The organism is Nocardiopsis mangrovi (assembly GCF_042653925.1).
GTDB lineage: Bacteria > Actinomycetota > Actinomycetes > Streptosporangiales > Streptosporangiaceae > Nocardiopsis_B > Nocardiopsis_B mangrovi.
Genome location: NZ_JBHSFQ010000002.1, coordinates 338153 through 360100, shown reverse-complemented (window position 1 = coordinate 360100; position 21948 = coordinate 338153). Strand labels below are relative to the sequence as shown.

At 72.1% G+C, this 21948-nt stretch carries 21 protein-coding genes and 1 tRNA gene; 11 read left to right on the top strand and 11 right to left on the bottom strand.

The features are described from left to right. Positions 1–85 precede the first annotated feature (85 nt). Positions 86–454, top strand: coding sequence for an RDD family protein (locus tag ACFO4E_RS03560; protein ID WP_378571485.1), 369 nt, complete (start codon positions 86–88; stop codon positions 452–454). 67 nt (positions 455–521) lie between these two features. Here ACFO4E_RS03560 and ACFO4E_RS03555 read toward each other — a convergent pair. Beyond that, positions 522–594: transfer RNA gene (locus ACFO4E_RS03555), tRNA-Asn, on the bottom strand. Positions 595–730: 136 nt separating this feature from the next. Here ACFO4E_RS03555 and ACFO4E_RS03550 point away from each other — a divergent pair. Both ACFO4E_RS03550 and ACFO4E_RS03545 read left to right on the top strand, forming a co-directional pair. Next, positions 731–1051: a hypothetical protein gene (locus ACFO4E_RS03550; RefSeq protein ID WP_378571483.1), complete on the top strand. Its 321-nt coding sequence runs from the start codon at positions 731–733 to the stop codon at positions 1049–1051. Between the two features lie 3 nt (positions 1052–1054). Then, on the top strand, positions 1055–1540 hold the full coding sequence (locus ACFO4E_RS03545) for a hypothetical protein (RefSeq protein WP_378571482.1): 486 nt from the start codon (positions 1055–1057) through the stop codon (positions 1538–1540). A gap of 86 nt (positions 1541–1626) precedes the next feature. Here ACFO4E_RS03545 and ACFO4E_RS03540 read toward each other — a convergent pair whose 3' ends face one another. Genes ACFO4E_RS03540 through ACFO4E_RS03530 form a run of 3 tightly spaced genes read right to left on the bottom strand, consistent with a single transcriptional unit; the run spans position 1627 to position 2695 of the window. Further along, entirely contained in the window at positions 1627–2055 is a 429-nt protein-coding gene (locus ACFO4E_RS03540) for an SHOCT-like domain-containing protein (RefSeq protein ID WP_378571480.1), read from the bottom strand. 20 nt (positions 2056–2075) lie between these two features. Next, a complete protein-coding gene (locus ACFO4E_RS03535; protein WP_378571478.1) occupies positions 2076–2336 on the bottom strand; it encodes a hypothetical protein in 261 nt (86 codons plus the stop codon). After that, a complete protein-coding gene (locus ACFO4E_RS03530; protein ID WP_378571476.1) occupies positions 2333–2695 on the bottom strand; it encodes a DUF2089 domain-containing protein in 363 nt (120 codons plus the stop codon). Before ACFO4E_RS03530 ends, ACFO4E_RS03535 begins: the two co-directional genes overlap by 4 nt. 308 nt (positions 2696–3003) lie before the next feature. Here ACFO4E_RS03530 and ACFO4E_RS03525 point away from each other — a divergent pair, with 308 nt between their 5' ends. Beyond that, positions 3004–3594 carry a hypothetical protein gene (locus tag ACFO4E_RS03525; RefSeq protein WP_378571474.1) on the top strand — a complete coding sequence of 197 codons (591 nt, stop codon included), beginning with the start codon at positions 3004–3006 and terminating at the stop codon, positions 3592–3594. After that, complete coding sequence (locus ACFO4E_RS03520) at positions 3591–4112, top strand: hypothetical protein (protein WP_378571472.1); 522 nt, start codon at positions 3591–3593, stop codon at positions 4110–4112. The genes ACFO4E_RS03525 and ACFO4E_RS03520 overlap by 4 nt, the downstream gene beginning before the upstream one ends. On the opposite strand, the gene ACFO4E_RS03515 is transcribed toward ACFO4E_RS03520, so the two are convergent. After that, on the bottom strand, positions 4109–7027 hold the full coding sequence (locus tag ACFO4E_RS03515) for an FAD-binding and (Fe-S)-binding domain-containing protein (RefSeq protein ID WP_378571470.1): 2919 nt from the start codon (positions 7025–7027) through the stop codon (positions 4109–4111). The genes ACFO4E_RS03520 and ACFO4E_RS03515 overlap by 4 nt on opposite strands. 95 nt (positions 7028–7122) lie before the next feature. Between ACFO4E_RS03515 and ACFO4E_RS03510 the strand changes: the two genes are divergently transcribed. Next, positions 7123–7611, top strand: a complete 489-nt coding sequence (locus tag ACFO4E_RS03510) for a pyridoxamine 5'-phosphate oxidase family protein (protein ID WP_378571468.1) — start codon at positions 7123–7125, stop codon at positions 7609–7611. A gap of 267 nt (positions 7612–7878) precedes the next feature. Continuing rightward, positions 7879–8457 (top strand): sugar O-acetyltransferase, encoded by a 579-nt coding sequence (locus tag ACFO4E_RS03505; protein ID WP_378571466.1) that lies wholly within the window; start codon positions 7879–7881, stop codon positions 8455–8457. A 43-nt stretch (positions 8458–8500) separates the two neighbouring features. Here ACFO4E_RS03505 and ACFO4E_RS03500 read toward each other — a convergent pair whose 3' ends face one another. Continuing rightward, entirely contained in the window at positions 8501–9430 is a 930-nt protein-coding gene (locus ACFO4E_RS03500; RefSeq protein ID WP_378571622.1) for a zinc-binding dehydrogenase, read from the bottom strand. A gap of 94 nt (positions 9431–9524) precedes the next feature. Here ACFO4E_RS03500 and ACFO4E_RS03495 point away from each other — a divergent pair, with 94 nt between their 5' ends. Further along, positions 9525–10166 (top strand): TetR/AcrR family transcriptional regulator, encoded by a 642-nt coding sequence (locus ACFO4E_RS03495; protein WP_378571464.1) that lies wholly within the window; start codon positions 9525–9527, stop codon positions 10164–10166. A gap of 19 nt (positions 10167–10185) precedes the next feature. On the opposite strand, the gene ACFO4E_RS03490 is transcribed toward ACFO4E_RS03495, so the two are convergent. The 3 genes from ACFO4E_RS03490 to dnaG all read right to left on the bottom strand — a co-directional run bounded on the left by ACFO4E_RS03490 (position 10186) and on the right by dnaG (position 15697). Then, a complete protein-coding gene (locus tag ACFO4E_RS03490; protein WP_378571462.1) occupies positions 10186–11532 on the bottom strand; it encodes a glycoside hydrolase family 18 protein in 1347 nt (448 codons plus the stop codon). A 113-nt stretch (positions 11533–11645) separates the two neighbouring features. Further along, a complete protein-coding gene (rpoD, locus tag ACFO4E_RS03485; protein ID WP_378571621.1) occupies positions 11646–12794 on the bottom strand; it encodes an RNA polymerase sigma factor RpoD in 1149 nt (382 codons plus the stop codon). Between the two features lie 98 nt (positions 12795–12892). Continuing rightward, entirely contained in the window at positions 12893–15697 is a 2805-nt protein-coding gene (gene dnaG / locus ACFO4E_RS03480; protein ID WP_378571460.1) for a DNA primase, read from the bottom strand. A 169-nt stretch (positions 15698–15866) separates the two neighbouring features. Here dnaG and ACFO4E_RS03475 point away from each other — a divergent pair, with 169 nt between their 5' ends. The 3 genes from ACFO4E_RS03475 to ACFO4E_RS03465 are packed head-to-tail and all read left to right on the top strand — an operon-like array spanning position 15867 to position 18951. Next, positions 15867–17219, top strand: coding sequence for an extracellular solute-binding protein (locus ACFO4E_RS03475; protein ID WP_378571458.1), 1353 nt, complete (start codon positions 15867–15869; stop codon positions 17217–17219). A gap of 11 nt (positions 17220–17230) precedes the next feature. Then, complete coding sequence (locus ACFO4E_RS03470) at positions 17231–18112, top strand: carbohydrate ABC transporter permease (RefSeq protein ID WP_378571456.1); 882 nt, start codon at positions 17231–17233, stop codon at positions 18110–18112. Then, a complete protein-coding gene (locus ACFO4E_RS03465) occupies positions 18109–18951 on the top strand; it encodes a carbohydrate ABC transporter permease (protein WP_378571454.1) in 843 nt (280 codons plus the stop codon). Before ACFO4E_RS03470 ends, ACFO4E_RS03465 begins: the two co-directional genes overlap by 4 nt. A gap of 177 nt (positions 18952–19128) precedes the next feature. On the opposite strand, the gene mmsB is transcribed toward ACFO4E_RS03465, so the two are convergent. Further along, positions 19129–20409 carry a multiple monosaccharide ABC transporter permease gene (gene mmsB, locus ACFO4E_RS03460; RefSeq protein WP_378571452.1) on the bottom strand — a complete coding sequence of 427 codons (1281 nt, stop codon included), beginning with the start codon at positions 20407–20409 and terminating at the stop codon, positions 19129–19131. A gap of 7 nt (positions 20410–20416) precedes the next feature. Beyond that, on the bottom strand, positions 20417–21928 hold the full coding sequence (gene mmsA, locus ACFO4E_RS03455; RefSeq protein ID WP_378571620.1) for a multiple monosaccharide ABC transporter ATP-binding protein: 1512 nt from the start codon (positions 21926–21928) through the stop codon (positions 20417–20419). Positions 21929–21948: the final 20 nt, after the last annotated feature.

Genomic DNA, 21948 nt, shown 5'->3' with positions numbered 1-21948 from the left:
GCCCGCGCCGCCGCCCCCGGCCCCCCACCCCGCACGGCCGCCCGGCGCGGCCCACCCGGGATACCCGCCCGCTCCGGGCGCCGCGGTGCCCCCGGACCACGGCCGTCCCCCGGCGTACGCGGGCGGGCACCCCGCCGGCCACGACCCGTGGGGGACGCGCACGGCCACTCTGACGCTCAGGTGGCTCGGCCTGTTCCTGGACGGGCTGGGGATCGCCGCGGTGTTCTACGGCGTCTTCTTCGGCACGGCCATGCTCGGCTACACCATGGGGGTGCCCGAGGACGTCCTCTCGCTGATCACCGTCACGTGCCTGCTCCTGGTGGCGGCGTTCTACGTGATCGGCACGACGACGACCTGGGGACGCACGCCCGGCAAGATGCTCGTGGGCACGCGGGTCATCGACATCCACACCGGGCGGCCGCCGCGGCCGCGCCGAGGCGGTGGAGGCCCATGAACGCATCAGGGGCACCTGCCGAAAGCGGAAGGTGCCCCTGAACTGCGCGCATGGAGAAATGAAGAAGCTCCCGCGATTGGACTCGAACCAATAACCTGCCGGTTAACAGCCGGCTGCTCTGCCAATTGAGCTACGCGGGATGGTGCTCCGGCCGCCCGGTTTCCCCTGGCGACACGTCATAGACTAGCGCATCCGCGGTCGTGCTCGTGACGACATTTTCCGCTGTGCGCGGGGTACCTTCGGGGGTGACGGTACCGTCGACGCCGAAAGGGACCCATGCGCTACCGGATCACGTTCGTCGCCGGACTGGCCATCGGATACGTGCTCGGAGCCAAGGCCGGCAAGGCCCGCTACGACCAGATCGTCCGCACCGCCCGGCGCATCGCCGACAGCCCCGCCGTGCAGGAGACCGCCGGGCTGGTGGGCGCACAGGTGAGCACCGCGGGCAAGGCCGTCTACGCCAAGGTGAGCGACCGGATCCCGGTCGCCTCGCTCAAGGACTTCCTGGCCGGACCCACCCCCGAGGAGAGCGAGGAGCTGCACCGGACGGGGATCAACGGCACCGGGCCCGTCCCCGATCCCGCCGACGGGCGCTGACCCATGGTCCTGCGCCGCACCGCACTCCCCCGCGAGGTCCGCGACCGCCTGCGGCTGGAGCGGGGCGAACGCGTCCTCGCCCACGCCCTGTCCACCGACGGCACGCTGGTGGCCACCACCCGCGCCCTCCACCTGCCCGACGGCCACCCGGTGCCGTGGCAGCACATCGACCGCGCCCGCTGGACCGACACCGGACTGCGCTTCACGGAGGAGGGCGTCGGCCAGCGGGTGTTCACCATCGACCGGCCCGGGAGCCTGGCCGAGGCCGTCTACGAGCGGGTGACCGCGTCGATCGTGGTGGCCCAGCACGTGCCGCTGCCCGACGAGCCGAGCGGACGCGGGATCCGCCTGGCCGCCCGGCGGGCGCCGGGCGGCACCGAGATCACCTGGCAGGTCCACATCGACGACGGGATCGACCCCGACGACCCCCGCCTGCCCGACCACACCGCCCGCGCCTTGGCCGCCATGCGCGAGCAGATGGGCGTCTAGGGCGGATACGGGGACCCTTCGACGGCGGCGGCCCGGCCCGTGGCAGGGTCGGTCGCCGGGCCGGGGCCGGGGCCGCAGCGGCGCCGCTACTCGCAGAACACCCGCACCTGGGAGTCGGGGTCGTCGACGTCGACGGTGAGGTCGTCGAGCTGCTCGACGAGGTCCTCGATGTGCTGCGGCTTGAGCTCGGTGAGGTCGATCGGTATCCCCGATCTGTCCAGCTCCGCGTTGACCTTGGTGAGCGCCTGCGGCGGGACGAGACTCGTCAGCCGGACCCCGGCGCGCAGCAGCTGGAGCGGGATCCGGACGTTGATCCGGCTCGGCCCGTCGCCGCCGGGGTCCGCCGAGAACACCACGACGCGCAGGTACTTGGGCCGGGCCTTCGGAAGGGGCGCGGCACCCGGCGGGGACTCGGGCCGCTGCCGTTCGAGGGCGTCGATCAGCCGCTCGGCCTCGTCCGCGGTGACCTTGCCCTCGGCCAGCATCTCCAGGATCTGGCGGCGCTGCTCGTTCATTGTCGCTCCTGCTCTCCGAGTCATCTGACGCTTACGAGTACGGCCGTTCCACCGTGTTCGATCTCGATCCGGGTACCGGGCAGCGCCCACAGCAGGCGCCCGATGCCGCGCAGCGCGCCCGCCGGGCTCACCCGGATGGCGAGGCACGCGACCAGTCCGGCCAGCGCGGCGAGCGGCAGCAGCGGCGACAGCACCAGCAGCACCGGCACGACGGGGACGTACAGCCGCCGCCGGCGGCCGCCGGGACGGCGGTGTCCCACCGTCACCAGGTGCGGGATCACCGGTCCGCCTCCAGCTCGGCCAGCGCCTCCTCGGCGCTGATCTCCCCCCGCCGCAGGCGGTCGACGACGTCGGCGCCGGTGGGCGCCGGATCGGTGTCGACGAGGTCGAGGTGCTCGGCGATCCGGTTCAGCCGGGACTTGACCGTCGGGTAGCTCACCCCGAAGATCCTCTCCATCTCCTTGATCGAGCCGTGCGACCGCACGAACGCGGCGACGAACACCTGGTCGTCGATGCCGAGCTGGGCCAGCTGCGGCGGTTCGAACCGCCCCTCGACCGCGACGCCGCTGCCGGTGAGGCGGACCCGCTCGACCACGAACGGCTGTCCACGCGTCAGGTCCGTCAGTTCCTGCCAGTCCACCCTCGGCTCCTTGCTCTCAGAGACGTGCTCGCGGTCAATTTTTACCTTGATTTTTTCAATTTATCAACGCATAGAACTTAATTTTCTCAACTTCCCCATAATCCAGATCACCGCTCCCCGGACCGGCGGTGCCGGCACGGCCCGTGGCGGACGCGCCACGCACCGACGCGGCACGGGGCACGGCTCCAGCGCCGCCGGCACCGATGGCACCCGCCCTCCGGCCGATTGGGCGGAGGCATCGGCCGCAGCGGGGATTTCGCCAGCCCGCACCGCTACTGCCGGCGCGGGCCGCTGGCTACACTGCCGCCATGAGTCCGGGAAAGGTGGTCCGAAAGGGCCTCGCCACGGCGGTCGCGGTCGTCTCGGCGACCGTCCTGAGCGGGTGCATCGGCGCCATGGACCGCGCCGACTTCGACGCGGAGATGGCGCGGCGGGGCGGTGGCCTGACCACGGAGCTGGTCGGCGACGTCCTCGCCGCTCTGCGCGTGCACTACCGGGTCTCCGAGGACACCGACGTCGGGCTCACCTCGCTGACACTCCAGGCGGAAGGCGCCCTCGTGGGCGTCGAGGCCCAGGCGCCGGACGACCCGCGCGTCCTGGACTCCTACACGTTCGAGGACGGCGAGCTGAGCGCACCGACCCCCGTCCGGGTCAGCGCCATGGACGACGTCGAAGCGCGCGTCTTCCGGCCGGGCGACGTGCCTGCACTCGGCGGGATCGAGGACATCGTGGACACCGCCGTGCGCGAAGCCGGAATCGAGGACGGCCTCGTCAGCCGGATCGCGGTCCAAAGGTCCGCGGGCGACGTGGTCGTGGTGGCGGCGGTGGAATCGCCCCGCACCCTGGCGACGGTCCTCTTCGACGCCGAGGGCGGGTTCGACGAGGTGGTCCCCCAATGAGCGACCCCTACGCCGCCGACCGCTACTCCGGCGATCCGCGCGACGCGGACCGCTATGCCGTCGACCCGCGCGACGCGGACCGCTATGCCGTCGACCCGCGCGACGCCGAGCTGTACGGCACGGCCCCGCGGCGGCGGAAGCGGACCTTCGGCCGGACCGTCAGAGCCGTGGTGGGCACCTTCCTGGGTGTCGCCTTCTTCGTCCCGGTGGCGACCATCCTCCTCACGGTGATCTGGCCGGGCGAAGCGGTGTACACGGCGCCGCTGTTCTGCGCCGAACCGACCCCGGAGGCCGTCGTCGTCGCCGACTTCTACCCCCACGAGGGCGGCACGGCAGGCGACTTCACCCTGTACTGCGTGGGCGACCGGGGCCAGCGCACCCGGATCGGCTGGATGCCGCCCTTCATCGCCCTCAGCACCGCCCACGTGCTCATCGTGTTGCCGATGGCGCTGGCGGGCGTTCTCAGGTCCGATCCACGGGACGGCCGGCCGACGGACGACGAGGACGCGCGCTCCTAGGCGGTTCCCGGGCCGAGCCCCCTTGCCAGGACCTCCGCCAGGTGGAGGGCCGGGCGGCCGGTCTCCTGGGTGATCTGGGTGCGGCAGCTGAAGCCGTCGGACAGCACCAGGGTGTCGGGGCCGGCGGCCCGGACCGCCGGGAGGAGGACGCGTTCGCCCACCGCGCGCGACACGTCGTAGTGCTCCGCCTCGAAGCCGAAGTTCCCGGCCAGCCCGCAGCAGCCGGAGTCGAGCACGTCCGCGTCGATCCCCGCGCGGCGCATCAGGTCGCGGTCGGCGTCGAAGCCGATCACCGCGTGCTGGTGGCAGTGGACCTGCCCCAGCGCCCGGACGCCGAGCCGGGGCGGATCCCAGTCCGGTGCGTGCTCGGCCAGGAAGCCCGCCAGCGTGTACACCGACTCCGCGACCTTCTCGGCCGCCTCCCCCGGCACCAGCTCCACCAGGTCGGTGCGCAGCGCCGCCGTGCAGCTCGGTTCCAGGCCGACGATCGGCGTCCCCGCCGCCACGTGCGGCGCCAGCGCGCGCAGCGCGCGCCCCATCACCTTCCGGGCCACGCCCAGCTGGCCGGTCGACACCCATGTCAGCCCGCAGCACACCGGCCCCGACGGCAGCACCACCCGGAACCCCGCGTCCTCCAGGACCCGCACGGCCGCCATCGGGACGCCGGGGGTCAGGTGGTTGCCGAAGGTGTCCGGCCACAGGACGACGTCGCCCCGCGCCCCCGCGCCCCGGGCGGCCCGTCCCCGCCGCCGGAACCAGCGGGTGAAGGTCGTCCGCGAGAACTCGGGGATGTCGCGCTGCGGCGCGATCCCGCCCACCCGCTTGGCGATCCCGCCCAGCAGCGGCGCGCGCCCCACCCGGTTGACCTCGGCGGGCGCCAGCGCCGCCAGCCGCGCCCACACCGGCAGCCAGCCCATCGAGTAGTGCGACGCCGGGCGCACCCGGCCCTCGTAGTGGTGGTGCAGGAACTCCGCCTTGTAGGAGGCCATGTCGACGTTGACGGGGCAGTCGCTGCGGCACCCCTTGCACGACAGGCACAGGTCGAGACTGTCGCGGACCGCCTCCGAGCGCCAGCCGTCGGTGATCACCTCGCCGTTGATCATCTCGAAGAGCATCCGCGCCCGGCCGCGGGTGGAGTCCTTCTCCTCGCGGGTGACCATGTAGCTCGGGCACATCACGCCGGGCCCGGAGTGGCGGCGGCACTTGCCGACACCGGAGCACCGGCGCAGGGCGCGCGCGAAGTCGCCCTGGTCGTCGGGGTAGTCGAGGACGGTGAGCGGGGCGTTCAGCGCGGCCGGGACGCGGAGGTCGGCGTCGAGGGGGGCGGGGTCGACGATGATGCCGGGGTTCATCAGCCCGCGCGGGTCCCACACGGCCTTGAACGCCCCGAACGCGCTCATCAGCCGCTCGCCGTACATGCGCGGCAGCAGCTCCGAGCGCGCCCGGCCGTCGCCGTGCTCCCCGGAGATCGAGCCGCCGTGGGCGACCACGAGGTCGGCCGCGTCCTCCATGAACGCGCGGTACCCGCGGTGGCCCTCCTCGGTCACGAGGTCGAAGTCGATGCGCACGTGCAGGCAGCCCTCGCCGAAGTGGCCGTAGACGACGCCGTCGCGCCCGTGCCGCTCCATCAGGGCGTCGAACTCCCTCAGGTAGGAGCCGAGGCGCTCGGGCGGGACGGCGGCGTCCTCCCATCCCGACCACGCCTCCGCGCCTTCGGGGCTGCGGGAGGTGAGCCCGGCCCCCTCCTCGCGGATGCGCCACAGGGCACGCGTGTGCGCGGGGTCGGTGACCACGGCGGAGCCGACCGGCCGGGCCGCCCCGCGCAGGCCGGCCACCAGCAGCCGGCCGGATTCGGCGGCGTCCTCGGGGGTGTCGCCGCCGATCTCCACCATCAGCCATGCGCGCCCCTCCGGCAGCGCCACCCCCGATCTCGCGCCGGGGCGGTCCAGGCCCGCCACGAGTCGGTCGTTGAGCCCTTCGACGGTCAGGGGCTGGTGGCCGAGCAGTTCGGGCAGGGCGTCGGCCGCGGCGGGGGCGTCGGGGTAGCCGAGCACCACCAGGGCGCGGGCGCGCGGCGCCTCGACCAGCCGCACGGTCGCGCCGAGGACCGTGACGCAGCCGCCCTCGGTGCCGGTGAGCGCGCGGGCGATGTTGCCCCCGTGCTCGGGCAGCAGCCGGTCCAGGGAGTAGCCGGAGACCCGTCGCGACAGGTTCGGCATGCCCGTGCGCAGGTCGCCCATATAGGTGTCGGTGAGGTCGCGCAGGGCGGCGTAGACGCGCCCCTCGCGGGTGGGTTCGGCGGCCCGCCGGTCGAACTCGGCCCGGGTGGTGGCGCCCACGGTCATCCGGGTGCCGTCGTGGAGCAGCACGTCCAGCGACTCGACGTTGTCGGCGGTCGTCCCCCACGCCACCGAGTGCGCTCCGCACGCGTTGTTGCCGATCATCCCGCCCAGCGTGCACCGGCTGTGCGTGGAGGGGTCGGGGCCGAAGGTGAGGCCGTGGGGGGCGGCGGCGGAGCGCAGGTCGTCGAGGATGACGCCGGGCTGCACGCGGGCGGTGCGCCGGGCGGGGTCGATCTCCTCGATGGCGGTCAGGTGGCGGGACACGTCGATGACCAGGCCGGGGCCGATGGCGTTGCCCGCGATGCTGGTCCCGCCGCCGCGCGGGGTGATCGGCACCCCGTAGGCGTCGCAGGCGGCGACCGCGGCGATCACGTCGTCGGTGGTGCGGGGGATGACGACGCCGAGCGGAACGCTGCGGTAGTTGGAGGCGTCGGCGGTGTAGAGGGCGCGGGCTCCCTCCCCGAAAGCGGCCTCGCCGGAGACGCCGTCGCGCAGGGCGCGCCGGAACCCCTCAAGGTCGATACCGCGTGCCGTGTGGGAGGCGGGAGGCATGGGAGCAGAGAGATCGACCATCCTCCCAGGGTGACCTGAGGCACCCAATGTGACAACAGGGGCACACCGGCGATTCCTGACAGGGGATGTCGGGTGGGGCGCGCGAGACTGGCCCCATGACGACGAAGACGACCGGATGGCAGGGGTTCGCCGACGAGGCCCCGGAGCTGGCCGCGGTGGTGCGCGGCCGGTTCGAGGCGGCCCGGCACCATGTGCTGGCCACCCTGCGCGCCGACGGCGCGCCCCGGGTGAGCGGGACCGAGGTGGACTTCCGGGACGATGGCGGCCTCTACATCGGCTCCATGCCGGGCGCGCGCAAGGCACTCGACCTGCAACGCGACGGACGGTTCGCGCTCCACGCCAACCCCGGCGACGAGGCGACGGTGACCGAGCTCGGCGGCGACGCCAAGATCTCCGGCATCGCCGAGGAGATCACCGACCCGGACGAGATCGAGGCCCACCGCGAACCGGGCACCCCACCTGGCCCCTTCCACCTGTTCCGCCTGGCCCTGACCGACGCCGTGGTCACCTCCGTGGAAGGCGACCGCCTGGTCATCCGCCTCTGGCGCCCGGGAGCGGGCGTGACGGAGACCCGGCGGGCCTGAGCGGTGCACTGTTCCTCTGTCACCTTTTCAACGGCGTCTTCGCCGACGACGCCCTTCCGTTCCCGGCCCGGGCGCGGACCGCCGGGGTCCGGATCGCGGTCGTGAGCGATACCCACGTCGACATCCGGCCGAGCTTCGACGCCACCGGCCTCGGAGCCCATGTCGCCCCCCTTGCCGAGAGGCTCCTTCGCGAAGAGGCGGCTCGGCCGTCGGCCGCCCACCGACCACGGGTCTCCGGCCCCGCGGACGGTGCGCGAGAATCGCCGGATGACCGACGACCGCTTCATGCTCATCCACGACCCGGAGTTCCTGTCCAGGGGCGAGCGCGTCCTGGGCGCCGAGTTCGAGGCGATGAGCGCGAGGGTGCTGCGGGCGACGGAGCTGACCTCCCGGCTCAATGTCCTGCCGTTCGATGACGAGGCGGGTAAGGCGGCGCTGTTCGAGGAGATCCTGGGCCGCCCCCTGCCGGCGAGGGTGACCATCTACCCGCCCTTCTACACGGATCACGGGCTTCGCCTGGACCTGGCGGAGCGGGTGTTCATCAATCAGGGATGTACGTTCCTCGACTACGCCGGCATCCGGCTGGGCGAGGGCGTGATGGTCGGCCCCAAGGCCACGTTCATCACGGTGGGCCACCCGGTGGACCCTGACGAGCGGCGCCGGTTCCTCACCGGTGCGCCCATCGATGTGGCGGAGAACGTGTGGATCGGTGCCGGCGCGACGATCCTGCCCGGCGTCAGCATCGGTCGCGACGCGGTTGTCGCGGCCGGGACGACCGTGGCCGACGATGTCCCGGCCGCGAGCATGGTGGCCGGCCCCAAGGGCACGGTGCGCCGGCGCTGGTAGCGCCGGGCGGCGCTACCACCGGTGCTCCTGAGGCGGCGCCCCCTCACCCGATGTCGAGGACGGCCTTGCCGTGGAGGCGGCGGCCCAGGAGGAGTTCGGCCGCCGTGGACGCCTGGTCCCAGGGGCCTCGCCAGGAGATCCCGGGGTCGATCCGCCCAGCGGCGACGGCGCCGGCCAGCCAGGTGAGGTCGGGGGCCAGGTTCGTGTGCCCGCCCAGGTAGAAGGTGACGACGGAGCGGTCGGACCGCCCCTGGCCGCCGAACAGTGCGCCGTACGGGAACTCCTCGCCTTCGCCGGTCGTGTGGCCGACGGCGACCAGGGTGCCGCCCCCGGCGAGGCGGTCGAAGGCCGCCACCAGCTGACCGCCGCCCACGTTGTCGACCACGCCGTCGACGGCGACCGCCACCTCCGCGGGCCCGGACACCACCTCGTCGGCCCCGAGCCTGCGCAGGCCCTCCCCGTGCGCCTCCGGGTCACCCGTCGAGGCGACGACGTGCGCCCCGCCGAGGTGGGCCAGGCGCACCGCGTAGCGGCCGACCCCGCCGGTGGCGCCCGTCACCAGCACGCGCCGGCCCAGGATGGGCCCGATGCGGTGGAGTGCGCGCAGCGCACTGGCGCCCGCGACCGGGATGGTGCTGAGGGCTCCGAGGTCGGCGCCCTCGGGCGCGACGCCGATCATGCTCGTGGGGACGGCCCGGAATTCGGCCCAGGCGCCGTCCATGGCGAACGTGACGACCGGCGTGCCGGCAGGGGGACCCGAGCCGTCTGCCGCGGCGCGCTCGACCACCCCGGCCGCGTCCCAGCCCGGCACGGACCCTTCCGGGGCGTTGTGGACGCCCACCGCGACCTCGCCGTAGTTGAGGGAGGCCGCCGCCACGCGTACCAACACCTGGTCGGCGGCGGGTTCGGGATCGGGTGCTTCACCGAGCCGCACGCCAGCGGGCGCGGAACGGTCGACGATCAGTGCGCGCATCATCCACTCGCTTTCCATGGGAAACCCAGGCGTAAAATGCCACTGAGTGGCATAAGCCTATAGGAGGCATTCGCCTTCCGGGTACAGTGGTGGCGTGCACCCCGTGATCCCCGATGGACTGCCGCTGCGCGAGCGCAAGAAGCACCGCACCCGCGAGGCGCTGATCGCCACCGCGCTGGAGCGGTTCACCGCCCAGGGCTTCGACGGCACGACCCTGGACGAGCTATGCGCGGGGGTCGAGGTCTCCAAGCGCACGTTCTTCCGCTATTTCGCAGGGAAGGAAGACGTCGCACTGGCACCCACACAGGACATGTGGACCGCGTTCGTGGCGGAGCTGGAGGCCCGCCCCGCGGACGGGGGGCTGCTGATGGACCTGCTCCAGGACACCGTGCTCACCACGATCCGCGCCATGCCCGCCGAGGGCTGGGCACAGCGTGTCCGCCTCAGCCGTGTGCTCGCGCAGGACACGCCGTCGATGAACGCCCGGAACCTACAGTTCTGCGACCGCGCCACCCGCGCGGCGCTCGACGTCGTGCGCGAGCGCTTCGGCTTCGACCCAGCAGACCTGCGTCCGCGGCTGACGTTCGACGTCGTGCTCGCGGCCTTCAAATGCGGACTGGACGAATGGACCCGCCATCCCGGCCCCGCCACCCGCGACACCCTCGCCGGCCATGTCCGCGACGCCTTCGCCGCGATCCCCGGCAGCATCGCCGTGGAGATCCCGTCCGCGGCATGACGATCGCGGCCCTCCCCCGCTATCCGTCGCGCAGGGCGGTGTCCATGGCCGCGACCAGCTCGCCCCGCGGGTCCATGTCGAGGTTCCAGAGCATCATGCCCGCCAGGCCGTTGTCGCGGACGTAGGCGCCCTTGAGCGCGACCACCTCGGGGGTGTCGTAGCTCCACCACTGGTCACCGTCGTAGATCCAGTAGCTGCCGTTGACCGGGTCCAGGAAGCGCCGGCCGGGGCGCTGTTCCAGGTCGGCGTAGGAGTCGGTGCTCTCGCCGTAGTCGCCCGGGGCGCCGCTGAGCGCGGGGGCGAAGCGGCCGAAGCCCTCCGGGGCCACGCCCGCCCAGCCGCGGCCGAAGCCCGGGAAACCCACCACCAGCTTCTCGGGCGGCAGCCCCAGGTCCAGGTACTGGCGCACGGCGCGGTCCACGCTGGCGTCGTCGGGCGCGTCGTCGGGCGCGTAGAGCTGGGAGTGCGGACTGGTGGTGTCGCTCCAGGAGCCGGTGAAGTCGTAGCCCTGCACGGTGGCGAAGTCGACGGCGTCGAACAGCTCCGGCTCGTAGGACGACGGGATCAGCCCTTCGGCGTTGGCCAGGGACACCGACAGCGTGTACCGCTCGCCGGTCTCGGCCGCCAGCGCGTCGAGCTGGCGGCGGAACTCGGCGGCCACCAGCGTGAAGTTGCGCCGGTCGTCGGGGTGCGCGGTGTTGTGGGGGTTGCCGCCGCCGCCCGGCCACTCCCAGTCGAGGTCGATCCCGTCGAAGACGCCCGCGGCGACCCCCGGCCCGCCCTGCGGTTCGCCGTCGAGCCGGGGCAGGTCGCCGCGCAGCCAGAGGTCGATGCACGAGGACACCAGCGCCGCGCGGGACTCCTCGGTGCGCACCGCCTCGGAGAAGTACCGCGACCAGTTCCAGCCGCCCAGGCTGATGCTCGCCCCCAGGCCGGGCGTGCGCTCCCGGAGCAGCCGGAGCTGGTGGAGGCTCCCGGCGAGCGGCTGCTCGTAGTCGTCGCCGAGACCGCCGACGCTCTCGCCGGCGGGATAGCGCCGCTGGTAGAGCTCCCAGGGCTGGCCGTCGGCCGCGGAGACGCGGCACCGGCCGTCGGCACCGATGTTGCCGAACGCCCACAGGATCCGGTCCAGGCGCGCGGCGGCGCCGCTGTCGCCGATGTCCTTGACGGTGTAGCCGCGGTTGGCGACGTTCCAGTCGGCGAAGTAGGCGATCCGCAGCGGGCCGTCGCCGGCCGGGCGGTCCTCACCGGTGTCGGCGATGACGGCGAACGCCGTGACCAGCAGGGCGGCGATCGCCACCACCGCGCCGGCGGCCCACGCCAGGCGTGGGCCGCGGGCGGCCGGCGGCCACGCGAGAGCTGACATCACACCGACGGTAGCCCGCGCCCCGGCGCCCCGGGCGGGGCGACGGGGGAAGCGGCCACATCAGGCCGTGCCCGGCCGCCGGGGAACTCCGGGCGGCCGCCGCACGTTGCGCCTCACTCCAGGAAATCGCGGAGCAGCTGCGCACGCGACGGATGGCGCAGCTTCGCCAGGGTCTTGGACTCGATCTGCCGGATGCGCTCGCGGGTGACCCCGAACTCCCGGCCGACCTCCTCCAGGGTGTGCGGGTGGCCGTCGGCCAGGCCGAACCGCAGCTGGATGATGCGCTGCTCGCGCGCCGACAGGTCGCCCAGCATGGCCACCAGCTGGTCCTGGAGCATGATGAACGCCGCCGCCTCGACCGGTGCCACGGCGTCGGAGTCCTCGATGAAGTCGCCGAAGTCGGAGTCCTCCTCCCCGATCGGGGCTTGGAGCGACACCGGCTCCTGGGCGATGCGCTGGATCTCCTGGACCCGGTCGTCGCCGAACCCGAGTTCGCCGGAGAGCTCCTGGGGGGTCGGCTCGCGGCCGAGCTCCTGGTGCAGCTGGCGCTGCACGCGCATCAGCTTGTTGATGGTCTCCACCATGTGCACCGGGATGCGGATGGTGCGCGCCTGGTCGGCGATGGCCCGGGTGATGGCCTGCCGGATCCACCAGGTGGCGTAGGTGGAGAACTTGAAGCCCTTGGTGTAGTCGAATTTCTCGACCGCGCGGATCAATCCGAGGTTGCCCTCCTGGATCAGGTCCAGGAACAGCAGCCCGCGGCCGATGTAGCGCTTGGCGATGGAGACCACCAGGCGCAGGTTCGCCTCGGTGAGGCGGCGCTTGGCGCGTTCGCCTTCGAGGACCAGGCAGCGGAGGTCGTCGGCACGCTGCCCGGGCTCTTCGCCCGGGATACGGGCACCGTCACCGTGCGCGCCCGCCGTGCGCAGCTTCTCGCCCGCGTACAGCCCGACCTCGATCGATTTGGCCAGTTCCACTTCTTCTTCTGCCGTGAGCAGCGGCACGCGGCCGATCTCGCGCAGGTAGATGCGCACAAGGTCGCTGGTGGGCGCTTTTTGTCCGAGTTCGGCGGCGGGAGAGGCGTCGTCAGCGGAGGAGTCGACGACCTCGACCCCCTGCTGGGCGAGGCCCCGGACCACCTGGTCCAAAGACTCGGGAGGGGCGTCGAGCCGATCCAGGGCGGAGGCGACATCGGAAAGTGTCACCGAGTCGCCGGGTCGTGTCCCCGCGACCAGGTGCACCACCTGACGGAGCGGCGGCATTTCGCTGGGCAGCGCCGAAAGAGCCACACCTACAGTGTGCCCGCCCATGCAGCCGAATGGAGAGAACTAGTTTTGTCACCTCCGTGCCAGGGCGCCCCTCAGGAACGCTCGCGCATCAGACGTCGCTGCTGCTCAACGGTCATCAGCTCGGTGAAGACGCGCTGGTATTCGTCGGCGTGGGCGGCGGGGTCGAGCCGCCCCAGGCGGGATTTCAGGTTTGCCACCTGGCGATTGATGGAATGTATCTTAATTGTGCCGAGGATTTCTCGCGCTAAATGCTCGTCGAGTTCTCCATAGACCTCGATCGGCTCCACCGCCAGCCGCGTGACGAATGCGCGCTGGGCGTCATTGGGCGCGCTCTCGCGCAGCCGCGACGCCCATTGCCCGGAATCGCCCGCCGCGGCCACCCCGCCCAGCCCGCGGATGAGTTCGACCACCGCGCCGTGCTGGGGCACCGTGAACGTCTCGGGGGCGAGGTCGTCGAACTCCAGGGCCAGCCCCGGGTACTGCACGGCGATCTTCAGTGCCTGGCGTTCGCGCTGGAGGGAGGGGTCGCGGAGGTCGTAGGGGGCGGAGTCGGCGGCCCCGGGGGGCGCCGCGGGAGCGGGCCGCCGCCCGGCCTGCCGCGGGCCGCCGCCGCGCAGGTGCTGGCCGACCCGGCGGGCCACGAACGATTCGTCCATGATGCCCAGCCAGTGGTCGAGGTTGACCGCGTAGAGCTTGCGGACCCCCTCGTTGCGGATGCTGGCCACGATCTCGGCCCCGGCGTCGAGCCCGGCCATGCGGCCCTCGGGGGTGTTGAGGTCGTACTGCTCGATGACGTTGCGGATCATGAACTCGTACAGCGGCTTGCGGGCCTCGATGAGGTCGACGATGGCGGAGTCGCCGTGGCGCAGCCGGAGGTCGCAGGGGTCGAGGCCGTCGGGCTGCACGGCGACGAAGGTCTCGGAGGCGAAGCCGTGCTCCTCGGCGAACGCCCGGACCGCGGCCTTCTGCCCGGCGGCGTCGCCGTCGAAGGTGAACACGACCCGGCCGCCCATGTTGGACCGGCCCAGCAGCATGCGGCGCAGCACCTTCAGGTGCTCCTCGCCGAAGGAGGTGCCGCAGGTGGCGACCGCGGTGCCGACCCCCGACAGGTGGCAGGCCATGACGTCGGTGTAGCCCTCGACGATGACGGCCTGCTGCTCGCGGGTGATCTCGCGCTTGGCGAGGTCGAGCCCGTAGAGCAGGTTGCCCTTCTTGAAGATGGGGGTCTCGGGGGTGTTCAGGTACTTGGGGCCGTCGTCCTCGGGGTCGAGCTTGCGGGCGCCGAACCCGACGACCTCGCCGGTGACCTCGCGCACCGGCCACACCAGCCGGTTGCGGAACTTGTCGTAGGCGCCCCGCCGCCCCTGGCTGGCCAGGCCGGCGGTGATGATCTCCTTGTCGGTGAAGCCGTTCTTGCGCAGGTGGGTGGTGAGGGACTCCCACCCCGGCGGCGCGAACCCCACCCCGAACCGCTCGGCGTCGGCCCGCACGAACCCGCGCTCGGTCAGGAACCGCCGCCCCTCCTGCGCACCGGGCGACAGCAGCTGTTCGGCATAGAACACCTGCGCGATCCGGTGCGCCTCGATCAGCCGCTGCCGCTGCCCCTGCTCCCCCCGGGAGGTGTAGCCCCCCTGCTCATACCGCAGCCGCACCCCGGCCTGCTGCGCCAGCGACTCCACCGCCTCGACGAACCCCAGCCCTTCGATCTTCTGGACGAAGGCGATGACGTCGCCGCCCTCGCCGCAGCCGAAGCAGTTGCCGGTGAGGATGTTGTCCTCGAGGACGAAGGCGTGCCCGTCGTCGACGACGGCGCAGAACACCTCTTCGAACCGGTCGGTGTCCTCGACCGAGACGACGGTCCATCCCCGGCGGGCGAACTTCTTCGCGGAGCCGGCGAAGCGGAGCCGGTGTTCGGGATTGAGGAAGAACGGCTCGGTGAGGTCCTCGCCGATGAGGTGGACGCGGTAGAGCGCGGAGGGCTCGCGCCCCGGGAAGCCCTCGCGCATCTGCTCGGTGATGCCGTAGGTGCCGATCCCCAGCCGGGTGCAGACATCGCGGACGTGCTGGAGGACCGCGCGGTCGGCGCAGTTGAGCATGACCGTGCCGTCCTTGGCCACATGGCCGTCGGCGGCGAGGTATCCGGCCAGCCAGCCGTAGAGGTAGGGAACGGATTCGCCCAGGGAGGGGAGGTCCTTGAAGAACCGCGGCAGGTGGTGGACGAGGATCTGCCGGCCGGACTCGCTGGTCGCGCTGTTGGGGAACCACTTCAGCAGGTCGACGTCCTTCTCGGAGTCGAGCTGGGCCATGCTGCCCGTTCCGGACCGCGTTCCGTCGCCGAAGGTGATCCCGTGGGCGACGCCGAACGGCGACGGAGTGGTGTTCTTGACCCTGCTGCCGGGAAACGTCCAGGCCAGGCGCTGGCCGGGGGTGAGATCCCGGGTGACGACCTCGCGCCTGCTGCGCCGGTCCTTCCCGGAGCGCACGAACCAGCGGTGCTCAGGGGTGGCGTGGATCTCCTTGGTCTGGCCGTTGCGGCTGAGGGTGAGCCGCATGAGCGGCTGGTGGCCGAAGGAGTGGAAGGGGGCGTCGACCCAGGTGGCGCCCGGGCCCAGCACGCGGTGGGTCCCCCCGGCGAGTTCGCGGATGGGCTTGACGCCGTCGGAGGTCAGGACCCGGGTCTCGCCCGCGAGGCAGTAGAAGAGTCCGCGGGCCGGGGTGACGTTGAACGAGGGGGACTTTTCGTCGTGGAAGGGGCATAGGCCCTTGAGGGAACCGCCTCCGGCGTTGCGGAGTTGGAGGTATTCGCCGATGAGATCGGCGATCGGAGCGCGCTCGCGGACGAGTGCGACGTCTTCGTCTTTGATCCGGCCGGCCACGTCCTCAGCGTAGTTCGCCGCGCGGGTGCGCCGCGACGGGGTGGTGGGGGCTGTGGACGGGAGCCGCGTACGCGCGGTGGATTCGGCGGCCCACTCCGTGCGACAGTTCGAAGTGATGCGCGTCACCCCCATCCCCATGCGCATCACGCGTTGCAGGAGAGGAATTCCGATGCATCGAGCGCCGATCTCCGTTTCCGCAGCAGCCCTCACCCTCGCCCTGGCCGCGGCCGGGTGCGGGGGATCCGATGACGATCCCGACACCATCACCGTCGCCTACCAGGACTACGGTGCCTTTCAGGCCGCCCACTCCCTGTTCGAGAAGGTCAAGGAGGAGTTCGAGGCCGAGAACCCCGGCACCACCGTGGAGCTGCGCCCGATCGAGGCGCCTCCCGAGGACTACCAGGCCCAGGTCAACCTGATGAACCAGTCGCCGAGCGAGGCGCCGGACATCATCTACGAGGACACGTTCACGATCAACCAGGACGTCGACGCCGGCTACCTCCTGCCCATCGACGACTACTGGGACGCCTGGCCCGACGCCGAGCAGTACAACGACCGGGCCGACGCCGGGGTGACCGCGCTCGACGGCAGCCGCTACGGCGTGATGCTGGGCACCGACACCCGCGGGCTCTGGTACAACACCGCCCTGCTGGAGCAGGCCGGGGTGGAGGTTCCATGGGAGCCCGAGACCTGGGACGACGTCCTCGAAGCGGCGCGCGCGGTACGGGCCGAGCACGGCGACGCGGTCGCCCCGCTCAACCTCTACTCGGGGACCCCCGCCGGCGAGATGGCCTCGATGCAGGGCTTCCAGATGCTGCTGAGCGGCACCGGGGACGCCCTCTACGACGAGGAGTCCCGCGAGTGGATCACCGGCGCACCCGGGTTCCTCGACTCCCTGGAGTTCGTGCGCACCGTCTACACCGAGGATCTGGGCCTCGACCCCCAGGACGCGCTGAACCCCACCGTCTCCACGATCAACAACGAGGAGCGCTTCCCCAGCGGGGAACTGGCGATCAGCCTTGAGGGATCGTGGGCCACCCAGAGCTGGATCGAGTCCGCGAACCAGCCGTGGCCGGAGTGGTCGGACACCATGGCGTTCGCGGCCATGCCCACCCGGGACGGCGGGGACCCCGGTACCACCAGCATGTCGGGCGGCTGGGCGCTGTCGCTCGGCGCCGCGAGCACCAACCCCGATCTCGCCTGGGAGGTCATGGCCCACGCGCTGAACCTGGAGAACGCCACGAAGTTCGCGGTCGAGGGCGCGCAGATCCCGCTCCGCGGCGACGTCGCAGCGTCCGAGGAGTTCACCGCCTCCGACCCCAACCCCGACCTGGCGACGGAGCTGGTCGACGTCACCCACTTCCGCCCGGCCTACGGCGAGTACCCGCGGGTGTCCCTGGCGATCCAGGAGGCCATGGAGGCGGTCATGCTCGGCGACGCCACCCCGGAGGAGGCCGCCGCCACCTACGCCCAGGAGGTCGAGGGGATCGTCGGCGCCGACAACGTGCGGCAGGGCGGCTGACGGTGGCCGCCATGACCGGGGGCGCCCGCGGGGCGGCCCTGCGCCTGCTGCCGCTCGCGCCGGCGCTGCTGTTGCTGCTGGCCTTCTTCGCGGGGCCGATCGTGTGGACCGTGTGGGCGTCGTTCACCAACGCCGCCCTCACCGGGGCCGCCGCGGCCCGGACCGAGTTCGTCGGCCTGGCCAACTTCGAGCGACTGCTGTCCGACCCCGCGTTCCTCGACTCCGCGCTGCTCACCGCGGTGTTCCTGATCGGGTCGGGGGTGGTGGGCCAGAGCGTGATCGGGCTGGCCCTCGCCCTGCTGATGCAGAACCGGGGGCGCGCGGTCCGCGCCACGGTGAGCACCATCGTGGTCGGCGCGTGGGTGGTGCCCGAGGTGGTCGCCGGCTTCATCTGGGTGGCGTTCCTGGAGCGCGAGGGCACCCTCAACGCGATCCTCGCGTCCTTCGGCGCCGAGCCGCAGAACTGGCTCTACACCGCCCCGATCCTCGCGGTGGTCCTCGCCAACGTGTGGAAGGGCACCGCGTTCTCGATGATGACCTACGCGGCCGGGCTCTCCGAGGTCCCCACCGACCTCAAGGAGGCCGCGCGGGTCGACGGCGCCGGCGGCGCCCGGGTGCTGTGGCACGTGGTGCTGCCGCTGCTGCGCCGCACCATCGCCACCACCCTGCTGCTGGTCACGCTCCAGACCGTCCAGGTGTTCACGCTGATCTATGTGATGACGGCGGGCGGGCCGGGCGGGCGCAGCACCACCCTTCCCCTGCTGATGTACCAGGAGGCGCTGCGGTTCGGCGACCTCGGATACGGCACCGCCGTGGCGCTCGCGCTGCTGGTGGTCGCCGGGCTGTTCTCGGCGGTCTACGTTCGCGCGCTGCGCCCGGAGGAGGTCCGATGACACGTTCCGTCGCCTCACCCTCGCGTGCGGCCGGGGCGGCCGTGGTGCACGCGCTGCTGGCCGCGCTGGCGGCGCTGTTCCTGCTGCCCGGATTGTGGATGGTGTTCGCCGCGTTCGACCCCGGGGCGTCCCTGCGCGCGCGGCCGCCGTCGGGGCTCACGCTGGACCACTTCACCGCCGTGCTCACCCCCGAGACCGTGTTCGTCCCGGTGGGCAACAGCATCCTGCTGTGCGGCGGCGCGGCGCTGGTGACCGTGGTGGTGTCGGTGCTGGCCGCCTATCCGCTGTCGCGCTACCAGATGCGGTTCAAGCGCCCGTTCCTCTACACCGTGCTGTTCGCGACCGGCCTGCCGATCACCGCCGTCATGGTGCCGGTCTACAGCCTGTTCGTGCAGGCCGGGCTGCTCGACTCCCGGCCGGCCACGATGCTGTTCCTGGCGGCGTCGAGCCTGCCGTTCGGGATCTGGCTGACGAAGAACTTCCTCGACGGCATCCCGATCGAACTGGAGGAGGCCGCCTGGGTCGACGGCGCGTCGGCCTGGCAGTCGCTGCGCCTGCTGGTGGTGCCCCTCATCGTGCCGGGCATGGCGGTGGTGGGGATCTTCACCGTGGTGGTCACCTGGGGCAACTTCTTCGTGCCCTTCATCCTGTTGAAGAGCCCGGAGAACCTGCCCGCCGCGGTGCGGATCTACACGTTCTTCGACCAGTACGGCACCGTGCAGTACGGGGAGCTGGCGGCGTTCTCGCTGCTCTACACGCTCCCGGTGATCGCCCTGTACCTGGGGGTGTCCCGGGCCCTGGGCGGCAGCTTCAGCCTGGGCGGCGCCATGAAGGGGTGACGGCGCCCCGCGCGTGAGGGAGGGGCCGCGCGCCGCCGCGCGCGGCCCCCTTCTCCGTTCCCCGCCTCACAGGGGAACGGAGGTCCTTGACGCGGCACCACACCGGGCCGCGGAGGCCCGGGTGGCGGTGAGGGCGCCGGTTCGCCGGCCCGCTGTCGCGGGGCCGGTCCGCGCGGGTCAGCCGGGTGTGGCCGATTGCGCGCCGGTGGACGCGGCCGGTCGCTCCTCTCCGTCGGACGGCGGCGAGGAGGCCCGTGCGGCGGCCGCGGAGCCCGCGCTGCGCCCCGATCCCACGCGCTTCTTGTTGTAGATGTCGAAGCCGACCGCGGCGAGCAGCACCAGGCCCTTGATGGCCTGCTGCCAGTCGACGCCCAGCCCGATCAGGGACATGCCGTTGTTCATCACGCCCATGACCAGCGCGCCCACGACCGCGCCGATGACGGTGCCCACACCGCCCGATGCCGACGCCCCGCCGATGAAGGCCGCGGCGATGGCGTCCAGCTCGAACATGGTGCCGGCGCGGGGGGTCGCGGCGTTCAGCCGGGCGGTGAACACCAGCCCGGCCAGCGCCGAGAGCGCGCCCATGTTCACGAACACCCAGAAGGTGGTCCGCTGCGTCTTGACGCCGGACAGCATGGCGGCCTTCTCGCTGCCGCCGACCGCGTAGATGTGGCGGCCCGCCGTCGTGGAGTTCATGACGAACGAGTAGCCGACGATCAGCACGATCAGCAGCAGCCCCACGACCGGGAGCCCGTTGTAGACGGCGAGGGCGTAGGCGAAGACCAGCACGACCGCCACCGTCGCCACGGACTGGGCCGCGGCCAGCCGCGGCGAGGCCACGGGCAGGTCGTAGCGCAGGTTGCGGCCGCGGGCCCGCCATTGCAGCCAGACCAGCACAGCGGCGGCGGCCACGGCCCCGGCCATGGTCAGCAGGTGGACGCCCGCGTCGGCGACGTCGGGGATGAATCCGCTGGCCAGGGTCCGCAGCGACTGCGGGAGGGGGCTGAGCGACTCCCCGCCGAGGACGACCATGGTGGCGCCGCGGAAGATCAGCATCCCGGCGAGCGTGACGATGAACGCGGGGATGCGCACATAGGCGATCCAGAACCCCTGCCAGGCGCCGATGAGCGCGCCCAGCACCAGGGCCAGCGGGACGACCACCGGCATGGGCAGGCCCCAGCTCGTCAGCATGATCGCCGACACCGCGCCGACGAAGGCCACCACCGACCCCACGGACAGGTCGATGTGGCCGGTGATGATGACGAGCATCATCCCGACCGCCAGGATCAGAACGTAGGAGTTCTGCATGATCAGGTTGGTGATGTTCAACGGGCGCAGGAGCAGCCCGCCGGTGAGCACCTGGAAGAGGATCACGATGATCGCCAGGGCGATCACCATGCCGTACTGTCGCGCGTTGTTCCGCACCAGGGTGCGGAGAACGCTGATGGTAGAGGTCATCGTCGGGTCACGCCCTCGTCATGGTCATGAGCTTCATCAGTGGCTCCTGGGCCGCCTCGGAGCGGGGCAGCTCGCCGGTGATGCGGCCCTCGCTCATGGCGTAGATGCGGTCGCACATGCCCAGGAGCTCGGGCAGTTCGGAGGAGATCAGCAGCACGCTCGCGCCCTGCGCCGCCAGCTGCCGCACGATCACGTAGATCTCGTACTTGGCGCCGACGTCGATGCCCCGGGTGGGCTCGTCGAGGATGAGCAGGTCGGGCTCGGCGAACATCCACTTGCCGAGCACGACCTTCTGCTGGTTGCCGCCGCTGAGGTCGCCGGTGGTCTGGAACACGTCGCGGCTCTTGACGCGCATGCGCACGCGCATCTCCTCGGCGGCGACCGATTCCCGGGCGGGGTCGATCACCGACCTCCGGCTCACCCGGCCCAGCCCCGCGAGCGTGAGGTTGCGGCGGATGTCCTCGTCGAGGATCAGGCCGAGTTCCTTGCGGTCCTCGGGGACGTAGGCGATGCCGTTGGCGATGGCGTCGCCGACGTCGCGGATGCGCAGCTCCGCGCCGTCCTTGAGCACCGTGCCGCCGACGTGGCGCCCGTAGGACCGGCCGAAGACGCTCATGGCGAACTCGGTGCGCCCGGCCCCCATGAGGCCGGCCAGCCCCACGATCTCGCCGCGCCGGACGGTCAACCCGGCGTCGTCGACCATGCGCCGGCCCACCTGGGTCGGGTGGTCGACCGTCCAGCCGCGGACCTCGAAGCGGACCTCACCGATGTCGCCGGTGCGCTCGGGGTAGCGGTGGTCCAGGTCGCGCCCGACCATGCCGCGGATGATCCGGTCCTCGTCGACGGTGCCCGCCGCCATGGACAGGGTCTCGATGCACCGGCCGTCGCGCAGCACGGTGATCCGGTCGGAGACCCGGGTGACCTCGCCGAGCTTGTGGGAGATGAGGATGCAGGTGATCCCCTGCCCCTTCAGCTCCAGCAGCAGCTCCAGCAGGTTGTCGCTCTCGGTCTCGTTCAGCGCGGAGGTGGGCTCGTCCAGGATGAGCAGCCGCACCTCCTTCGACAGCGCCTTGGCGATCTCCACGAGCTGCTGCTTGCCGACGCTGAGCGTGGCCGCCGGGACGGTGGGGTCCTCCTCCAGCCCGACCCGGCGCAGCAGCGCGCGGGCCTCGCCGGCGGTGCGGCCCCAGTCGACGACGCCGCGCGAGCGGGTGCGCTCGTTGCCGAGGAAGATGTTCTCGGCGACGGACAGCTGCGGGATGAGCGCCAGCTCCTGGTGGATGATGGCGATGCCGGCCCGCTCGCTGTCGCGCACGCCGCCGAACCGCGCCACCTCGCCGTCCACCAGGATGTCCCCGGTGTAGCCGCCGTGCGGGTACACGCCGCTCAGCACCTTCATCAGGGTGGACTTGCCCGCGCCGTTCTCCCCCATGAGCGCGTGGATCTCGCCGCGCTCGACCCGCAGGTCCACATCGGCGAGCGCCGTGACGCCGGGGAACTCCTTGCCGATCCCGCGCATCTGGAGAATGAGGTCGTTCA